Here is an 8,809-nt window from a genome sequence, read left to right as displayed (position 1 = left end):
CTGACGAGTTGAGTCGATGTATACATCAAAAGTGTCTTTGGCAATGTCGATACCGACGGTTGCATGTTCAGTCATTTCAAGTCTCCCGGCCTTGTAAGATACGGGCTGGCTGATGCCGCCCTGGCAGCTGTTCGGGTTAACAGGAAAACTGACGCCACGCCATAAGCTCTCCCGCGGGCTTGTTGTCCCAGAGGGGAAACGGGCTGTGGCGTCAGGTACAACTCGGTTAAAGTCTACCCGCCTTTGGGCGGGTAATTAAAGTGTCTTTAAACATACAAGGGGTAGAGTGAGGGCCGCCATACCGGACTTAACATACTGATCTGCTTTTAAAACTATGCGCCATAACCCATCATTTTCAGCAACTGCTGCGCCTGCTGCACCGCTTCCTGCCGATGTGCGACCCCCAGTTTCTGGTACAGATTACGGATATGGGTTTTGATGGTGGTGGCCGCCACGGCCAGTTCCCCGGCGATCTGATCGTTGCTGTAACCGGAGTAAATCAGACCCAGCACCTGCCATTCACGCTGTGTCAGCGGGCTGGTGCGGATCAATTCTGGCACTTGCGGGTGAGTTAGCAGCTTATCGACGAAGTTCTCGTCAAAATGGGCGAACTTGTGCCGGTGATGCTGGTTGATATCGCGCAGAATGCGCTGGGCGCGATGCTGTTCCATTTCCGGCAGCGTGTTGAGTTGGATCAGTTGACGAAGTTGCTGCGCCATGGCCTCTCCCTCGATCACAAAGTGGCTGATAAACCCGGTACGGTTGGCCAGCGAAAGTGACTCTATCAACGCGCGCTGGGCATCCACTTTGCGGTCCATCTGCCAGTAGAGATGGTTACTGAGCAGCAGGTTACGGTTGAGATCGCTCACCAACCGCAGGCGGCGGGCATTTTCGTTCAGCTCGTCCAACACCACTTCGGCTTCTTCGTACTGCCCAAGCAGGATCTGCACGCGGGCGATATTACGCCATTGCCCCTGCATAAAGTGGTTGTTGGCCATCCCCGGCTTTTCGGTATGGCGCAGCCAATTGGCCGCTGCGGTGGTATCACCGGTCATCTGCCAGTAGATCACCCTTGGTTTATCGGCATTGGTCAGCCAGTCCCGGTGATACTGCGAGCCATGCAGCAAGACTTCGCTGCGCAGCAGGTGAGCATTGGCATTATCCAGATCGCCACGCGCCAGCGAGCATTTCGCCAACATCGCCAGGCATTGCAACTGCTGCTGCGGCTGGTAGTTAGCCAACACCTTCAGCCCTTCACGTGCGGCTTCTTCGGCTTCGTCCAACCGTGACCATGACCAGAGCACCTGTGAGCGGATGCGCAGCAGGAATTCGTGCATCGGTAACTGCTCCAGATGCTGTTCACGCACCAGTTCGAAGGCCTTATCCTGCGTTTCATAGGCGGCTTGCAGGAACCCTTGCGCGATCAGAATTTCGCTCTGCTGCAACAGCGCCCACAGTGCATAGTGATAAGCCTGATGGCGGCGAGCCATCTGTTCGGTTTGCTGCATCATGGGCAGCGCCCGTGCAAGCTCTCCCTTGCAGTGGTGAACCTCACCGGTAACGGAGGTGGCCACGATGCGGCTGTAATAGCTGGATAGCGGCAGGAATTTCAGCGCCTCGGTGGCCAGGCGTTCGGCCTCTTCCGGTTTACCGGCGTTGATCGCCACCTGAGCACGCAGCGCGTCAAATTCAGCATGCAGAGTCTGGTCAATGACGATCTTTTGCTGGAGCATGGCCTGTTCGGCGCGTTCCAACTGGGTGTTCACTTCGCTGTAACGGTGTTGGCTTTGTGCCAGCCAGGCTTGCAGCAGCGCCAGTTTCGGATTTTGGATCAGCCGTTCGTACGGCAGGGCATTCAGACACTCCTCCAGCAAGGCCAGTTCGCTGTGATGGAACAACGACCAGGCATGTTGCAACAGGATATCGCGCAACATGCTGACATCGCTGGCTGCCAACGCATGGTGAATGGCTTCCGCCGGGTACCCGAGCGCCAGCCAACCTTCCGCCGCCGCATGGTGCAGGCCTGGCAGTTCCAGCGCCAATTCCCACTGGCAACGCTGGCGCAGGAACGAGGCAAACAGCGGATGGAAACAGAACCATTCGCCGGTGTCGTCCATACGGTGAATAAACAGGCCTTGGCGTTCAAGCTCTTCCAGGCGCTGCTGGCCGTTGTCTTCTCCGGTCAGGCGAACAATCAACGCGTCGTTCATCGAACGCAGTACCGAGCAGCGCAACAGGAACGCCCGAGCATCGGCATCAACGCGATCCAGCACCTCATCCACCAGATAATCGGACAGGTGGCTGGCGTTCAGCCCGGCCAGACGTTTGGCAGATTGCTGAGCGGAAGAGGTGGATTGACGAGCGGAGAGCGCGATTAGCTGCAAGGCGGTTGCCCAGCCCTCCACTTCGTCACACAGACGGCTGCTGTCATTGTGCTCCAGTGGGGAGGTAAGGCGGCAGTCAAAGAACTGTTTCGCCTCCTGGTGATTAAAAGCCAACTGGCGCGTGCTCAGCTCTAACAGCTGATCGCGTACGCGAAGATTGGCAATTCCCAGGGGAGGCAGGGTGCGGGAAAGGATCAGCAGCGTCAGATTTTCTGGCTGGTGGCGCAGAAAGAAACGCATCGCTTCATGGATCTGGTCATTAGTGATCAGGTGGTAATCGTCGATCACCAGGTACAACGGCTGGTGCCAGTCAGACAGCTCGATAAACAGCTGGGCAAACAGCGCCGAAAGGTTGGCGTATTGATGTTTCTGGCTTAATGCCTCGCTTTTCACGCAGTGGCCAGTGGTGGCCTGTTGCAGCGCAGCGATCAGATAGCTGGCGAAGCGCTCTGGCTGGTTGTCGCTCTCGTCCAGGGAGTACCACCCCAGATCCGATTTGCCCGCAGCCCATTGTGCCACCAACGTGGTCTTACCGTAGCCTGCCGGGCAATTGACCAATGTCAGGCGATAGTTCGCCGCGCCGGCCAACTTCGCCAGCAGACGATCGCGTACCACGGTATTTTGCAGCCGTACCGGACGGCTCAGTTTTGATGGGATCAGCATAATATTCCAGGTGTAAAGTGCGGTTCCCGCCGCCGAAGGACTGCCCGAAGGAATTATTTCACCGTGTTCCTGTCTCGGGACCGGGTTGAGTTAATTATTTTGTAGCTCGTAATTAATCCCCCTCTTTAACTTCGAACATCGTCAACGGTAATGCAACAAGCTTGCGCTTTGGCTTGAAGTTAAATTGCTATTGATCACACTTTTTTATGTTTGCCCCCGGTTCCGCTCTAACTGCGCTTTACATCGCGCCTGATTACCCTCAGAAATTACCCTGTTTTTCGGCTGTTAGTGGACAAGTACAAAACTTCATCAGCTATCATAACTGTGCTAACGTCCTGAGGTTTTCCGCCGATTTTATGCTCACCGGTGATATCGATGGGCTTTCTTACCGCACGCAAGGGGGCTTAAAAAGTGCCTGAGATCACAGTTTCAGCTACGCCCCAATCCTCCTCCCCAGCTAACCCCCAGGCGGGATGATGCCATTGCGGGTTCTCCCCGGCACGATAGTGAAAAAATTGGCCCATTTACTACCCAATGGAACTCAAGTTGCCGCTTGAAAGACGACGGGTACACCGGATAGAGAGTTTTACCTATGTCACAGCCTATGCTCAAAAAGGACGTTTTTCTGGCTGCACTGACTCGTCAGTGGCAGCGTTTTGGCCTCAGCTCCGCACAGCAGATGACTCAGCATCAATGGTGGGAGGCCGTGAGTGCCGCTCTCGCCGAACAGCTGGCTGCGCAGCCTGCACCGCGTAAAAGCAGCAAGTCGTTGCGCCATGTAAACTACATCTCGATGGAATTCCTGATTGGCCGCCTGACGGCCAACAACCTGATCAACCTCGGCTGGTATGACACCGTTGAGGCCGCATTGGCAGAGCAGGACGTCAAGCTGGCCGATCTGTTGGAGCAGGAAACCGATCCGGCGTTGGGGAACGGGGGCCTGGGGCGTTTAGCCGCTTGCTTCCTGGACTCGATGGCTACGGTGGAGCAACCGGCTACCGGCTATGGGCTGAACTATCAATATGGGCTGTTCCGTCAGTCGTTCAAAGAGGGTCATCAGCAAGAGGCACCGGATAACTGGCAGCGCGAGAGCTACCCGTGGTTCCGCCATAATGCTGCGTTGGCGGTGGATGTCGGGATTGGTGGCAAGATAGAGAAACTGGCCGATGGCCGCGAGCTGTGGCACCCGGAGTTTACCCTGCGTGGGGAAGCTTGGGATCTGCCGGTGTTGGGCTTCCGTAACGGGGTCACCCAGCCGCTGCGCCTGTGGCAGGCAACGCATAGTCATCCATTCGATCTGGGGGATTTCAACGACGGCAAATTCCTGCTGGCGGAAAAGCAGGGCGTAGAAGCCGCCAAGCTGACCAAGGTGCTCTATCCGAATGACAACCATCAGGCTGGCAAACGCCTGCGCCTGATGCAGCAGTATTTCCAGTGTGCCTGCTCGGTGGCCGATATTCTGCGTAAACACCATCTGGCCGGGCGCAAGATTGAAGAGTTGCCGAAGTACGAAGTGATCCAACTCAACGACACCCACCCAACCATCGCCATTCCAGAGCTGCTGCGTATTCTGCTCGATGAGCATCAACTGGATTGGGATGCAGCCTGGGCGATCACCAGCAAGACCTTTGCCTATACCAACCACACCCTGATGCCGGAAGCCTTGGAGTGCTGGGATGAGAAACTGGTGCGCAGCCTGCTGCCGCGCCACTTCTCTATCATCAAGCAGATCAACGCCAACTTTAAGCGGTTGGTAGACCAACACTGGCCGGGCGATGAGGCGGTGTGGGCCAAGCTGGCAGTGCACCACAACAAGCAGGTGCGCATGGCCAACTTGTGCGTGGTCAGCGGTTTTGCGGTGAACGGTGTGGCTCAGCTGCACTCGGATCTGGTAGTCAAAGATCTGTTCCCGGAATATCACCAGCTGTGGCCGAACAAATTCCACAACGTCACCAACGGCATTACGCCGCGCCGCTGGCTCAAGCAGTGTAACCCGGCATTGTCAGGCCTGATCGATAGCACCCTGAAAGTGGAGTGGGCCAACGATCTTGATGCGCTGAAGGGGCTGGAAAAATATGCCGAAGATGCCGCATTCCGCGAGAAATATCAGCAGATCAAGCGTGATAACAAGGTGATCTTGGCCAACTACGTGCACCGCGTAATGGGATTGACGCTCAATCCAGACGCGATCTTCGACGTGCAGATCAAACGCCTGCACGAGTACAAGCGCCAGCACCTGAACCTGCTGCACATTCTTTCGCTGTATCGCCAATTGCGGGATAACCCCGATCTGGACATCGTGCCACGCGTATTCCTGTTTGGTGCCAAAGCCGCGCCGGGCTACTACCTGGCGAAGAACATCATCTATGCGATCAACCAGGCCGCAGAGAAGATCAATAACGATCCGATCGTCAAGGATCGCCTGAAAGTGGCCTTCATCCCTGATTACCGCGTTTCCGTCGCTGAACTGATGATCCCGGCGGCGGACATTTCCGAGCAGATCTCCACCGCCGGTAAAGAAGCGTCGGGCACCGGGAATATGAAGCTGGCGCTGAACGGTGCACTGACCGTTGGCACGCTGGACGGAGCTAACGTCGAGATCGCCGAGCAGGTCGGCGAGGACAACATCTTTATCTTCGGCAACACCGTGGAGCAGGTCAAAGCGCTGTTGGCCAAGGGTTATGACCCGCTGAGCTATCGCAAGAAAGACAAGCACCTGAAAGCGATCCTGGACGAACTGGCCAGCGGCGCATTCAGTCACGGTGACAAGCACGCTTTCGATATGATGCTGCACAGCCTGTTGGAAGGGGGGGATCCGTATCTGGTGCTGGCGGACTTTGCTTCCTACTGCGAAGCTCAACGGCAGGTAGACAAACTGTATCGTGACCGCGACGAATGGACGCGCCGCACTATCCTTAACACCGCGCGCGTAGGCATGTTCAGTTCGGATCGTTCGATCCGTGACTATCAGCAACGCATTTGGCAAGCCAAGCGTTAAGGAGTGCGAATGAGTAAAGGTATCGATCAGGTAGCAGCCCAGGCTGGGATTGCTGCCGATTACATCAATGCCCATGGCCAACGGCAGGCAATTTCGCCGGAAACCAAACGCAAGCTATTGGCGGCGATGAATCCGGCGTCGTTGCAGCCGTCAACGGCTCCCTTGCCGCTGGTTAAAGTCTTTTATCAAGGCAACCCGGTGGCGCTGCCGCTGGGGGGAGATGGCGAGTTTCATTGGGTATTGTTGCGTGAGGACGGTAGCCAGCAAGAAGGCCGTGCCAGTGCGCATAAAACCCTAACCCTGCCGGGCAAGTTACCGCTGGGTTATCACCAGCTCACTTTGTCACAGGGGGAGCAGCAATGGGCCTGCCGGCTGATTGTCGCCCCCAAGCGTTGCTACGAGCCGGATGCATTGTTGACCGGCAAGAAGCTGTGGGGAGCCTGCGTACAACTCTACACGCTGCGTTCCGAGCGTAACTGGGGAATTGGCGACTTTGGCGATCTGCGGGCGATGGTCGGTGAGGTGGGGGAACGCGGCGGCGCCTTTATCGGGCTCAACCCGATCCACGCGCTGTATCCGGCCAACCCGGAAAGCGCCAGCCCTTATAGCCCATCTTCGCGCCGCTGGTTGAACGTGGTGTATATCGACGTCAACGTGGTGGAGGATTTCCAGCTCAGCCAGGCCGCGCAAAAATGGTGGCAGAAGGCTGCGACGCAGAAGCTGTTGGCCAAAGCGCGTAGTAGTGACCTGGTGGACTACAGCACGGTAACGCAGTTGAAGCTGGCGGCGTTGAAGCTGGCTTTCCCGCATTTCCAGGCCCGCAAGCCGCAGGATGCGCTGAAGCAGGAATTTGAACGCTTCGTCGGCGAAGGGGGCAGCAGCCTGTATCAGCAGGCAACGTTCGACGCGTTACATGCCCATCTCAGTGCTAAAGACAGCACAATGTGGGGATGGCCAGCCTGGCCGAAGGAGTATCAGCAGGGCAATAGCCCGGCAGTGGAAACCTTCTGTAAGCAGCATGAGGATGAGGTTACCTTCTACCTGTGGCTGCAATGGTTGGCGGCCAGCCAGTTTGCCGAGTGCTTCGGCCAAAGCCAGCAGTGCCAGATGCCGATTGGCCTGTACCGCGATCTGGCGGTCGGGGTGGCAGAGGGCGGGGCGGAAACCTGGTGTGAACGTGAGCTGTATTGTATGCAAGCCTCGGTGGGGGCTCCGCCGGATATTCTTGGGCCGCTGGGGCAAAACTGGGGCCTGCCGCCGATGGATCCGCATGTGATGGTGGCGCGGGGGTATCAGCCGTTTATCGATTTGCTGCGGGCCAACATGACCAGCTGTGGCGCCTTGCGTATCGATCACGTGATGGCGATGCTGCGTTTATGGTGGATCCCTTATGGTGAAACGGCCGATCACGGCGCCTATGTGAAATACCCGGTTGACGATCTGCTGGCGCTGTTGGCCTTGGAGAGTCAGCGCCATCGTTGCATGGTGATTGGGGAAGATTTAGGGACCGTGCCGGTGGAGATCGTCGGCAAACTGCGTGATAGCGGCGTCTATTCCTACAAGGTACTGTATTTCGAGCACGATGCGGAGAAGCAGTTCCGTGCGCCGCAGTCTTATCCGGTGCAGGCAATGGCGACCATTACCACCCACGATCTGCCAACGCTGCGTGGTTATTGGCAAAGCGGCGACCTGACGCTCGGCAAGCAACTGGGGTTATACCCAGATGCGGAAGTGCTCAAAGAGCTGTTTGCCGATCGTGAACGGGCCAAGCAGGGCCTACTGGACGGGTTGCATCGCTACGGCTGCGTACCGCAAAAGGTCGGCAAGAAAGCCTCGCTATTGAGTATGAGCCCGTTGCTGAACCGGGGTCTGCAACGCTATGTGGCAGACAGTGCCAGCGCCTTACTGGGTCTGCAACCGGAAGACTGGTTGGATATGGCAGAACCGGTGAATATTCCAGGCACCAGCGATCAGTACCCGAACTGGCGGCGTAAGCTGAGCCACACCTTGGAAGCGATGTTTGACGATGCTGAGGTCAACCGTTTATTGAAGGATTTGGATAAGCGACGCAGAAAGGTTTCGGTAGGCTAAATGCATCGGGGCGGATTAACCGACCCCGATGGAGATAAGCAGGGCGCAGAACGGAATTGCGCCCTGATATTTATCAGTAGTAGGAGTGTTCGCCGCGCTGGTGCTCAGTGAGATCGCGCACGCCTTTCAGTTCCGGGAACTTTTGCAGCAGCTCTTTCTCGATCCCTTCCTTCAGAGTGACGTCTACCATTGAACAACCATTGCAACCGCCGCCGAACTGCAGGATGGCCAGTGCGTCGTCGGTGATTTCCATCAGCGTCACACGGCCACCGTGGCCAGCCAGCTGCGGGTTGATCTGCGATTGCAGCACGTATTCTACGCGCTCCATCAGTGGTGCATCGTCGTCCACTTTACGCATTTTGGCGTTCGGCGCTTTCAGCGTCAGCTGTGAGCCGAGCTGATCGGTGACGAAGTCGATTTCGGCGTCGTCCAGATAAGGCGCGCTCAGCTCATCGACGTAAGCGGACAGCTTTTCGAACTTGAGTTCGGTATCTGTCGCTTCCACCGCGTCTGGCGGGCAATAAGAGACACCGCATTCAGCCGTCGGCGTACCCGGATTGATCACGAATACGCGGATTTGGGTGCCTTCTTCTTGGCTTGCCAACAGCTTGGCAAAGTGTTCCTGTGCAGCATCTGTTATACGGATCATAGCATTAGCTCAATAGTTGACTTC

General features: G+C 56.7%; 4 protein-coding genes. 2 read left to right on the top strand and 2 right to left on the bottom strand.

Annotated features, from left to right (window positions below; all coding sequences use genetic code 11):
* Positions 1-332: 332 nt before the first annotated feature.
* Positions 333-3,047: an HTH-type transcriptional regulator MalT gene (gene malT / locus IMQ33_RS20720; RefSeq protein WP_065684004.1), complete on the bottom strand. Its 2,715-nt coding sequence runs from the start codon at positions 3,045-3,047 to the stop codon at positions 333-335.
* A 592-nt stretch (positions 3,048-3,639) separates the two neighbouring features.
* Between malT and malP the strand changes: the two genes are divergently transcribed.
* Both malP and malQ read left to right on the top strand, forming a co-directional pair.
* Positions 3,640-6,045 carry a maltodextrin phosphorylase gene (gene malP / locus IMQ33_RS20715; protein ID WP_196062628.1) on the top strand — a complete coding sequence of 802 codons (2,406 nt, stop codon included), beginning with the start codon at positions 3,640-3,642 and terminating at the stop codon, positions 6,043-6,045.
* 9 nt (positions 6,046-6,054) lie between these two features.
* Positions 6,055-8,136 (top strand): 4-alpha-glucanotransferase, encoded by a 2,082-nt coding sequence (malQ, locus tag IMQ33_RS20710; protein WP_196062627.1) that lies wholly within the window; start codon positions 6,055-6,057, stop codon positions 8,134-8,136.
* Positions 8,137-8,209: 73 nt separating this feature from the next.
* Here malQ and nfuA read toward each other — a convergent pair whose 3' ends face one another.
* The gene (nfuA, locus tag IMQ33_RS20705) at positions 8,210-8,785 is read right to left on the bottom strand and encodes a Fe-S biogenesis protein NfuA (RefSeq protein ID WP_065684007.1); all 576 of its coding nucleotides are present in this window, start codon (positions 8,783-8,785) and stop codon (positions 8,210-8,212) included.
* Between the last annotated feature and the right edge of the window lie 24 nt (positions 8,786-8,809).

The organism is Serratia sp. Res13-Sevr-LER1-36-b, from assembly GCF_015673035.1.
Lineage (GTDB): Bacteria > Pseudomonadota > Gammaproteobacteria > Enterobacterales > Enterobacteriaceae > Chania > Chania fonticola_C.
This window is presented reverse-complemented; position numbering and strand designations above follow the sequence as displayed.

What these genes read in the sequence shown, in the direction of transcription:
- nfuA (WP_065684007.1), bottom strand. Translation starts at nt 8,785, where the DNA reads ATGATCCGTATAACAGATGCTGCACAGGAACACTTTGCCAAGCTGTTG.
- malT (WP_065684004.1), bottom strand. Translation starts at nt 3,047, where the DNA reads ATGCTGATCCCATCAAAACTGAGCCGTCCGGTACGGCTGCAAAATACC.
- malP (WP_196062628.1), top strand. Translation starts at nt 3,640, where the DNA reads ATGTCACAGCCTATGCTCAAAAAGGACGTTTTTCTGGCTGCACTGACT.
- malQ (WP_196062627.1), top strand. Translation starts at nt 6,055, where the DNA reads ATGAGTAAAGGTATCGATCAGGTAGCAGCCCAGGCTGGGATTGCTGCC.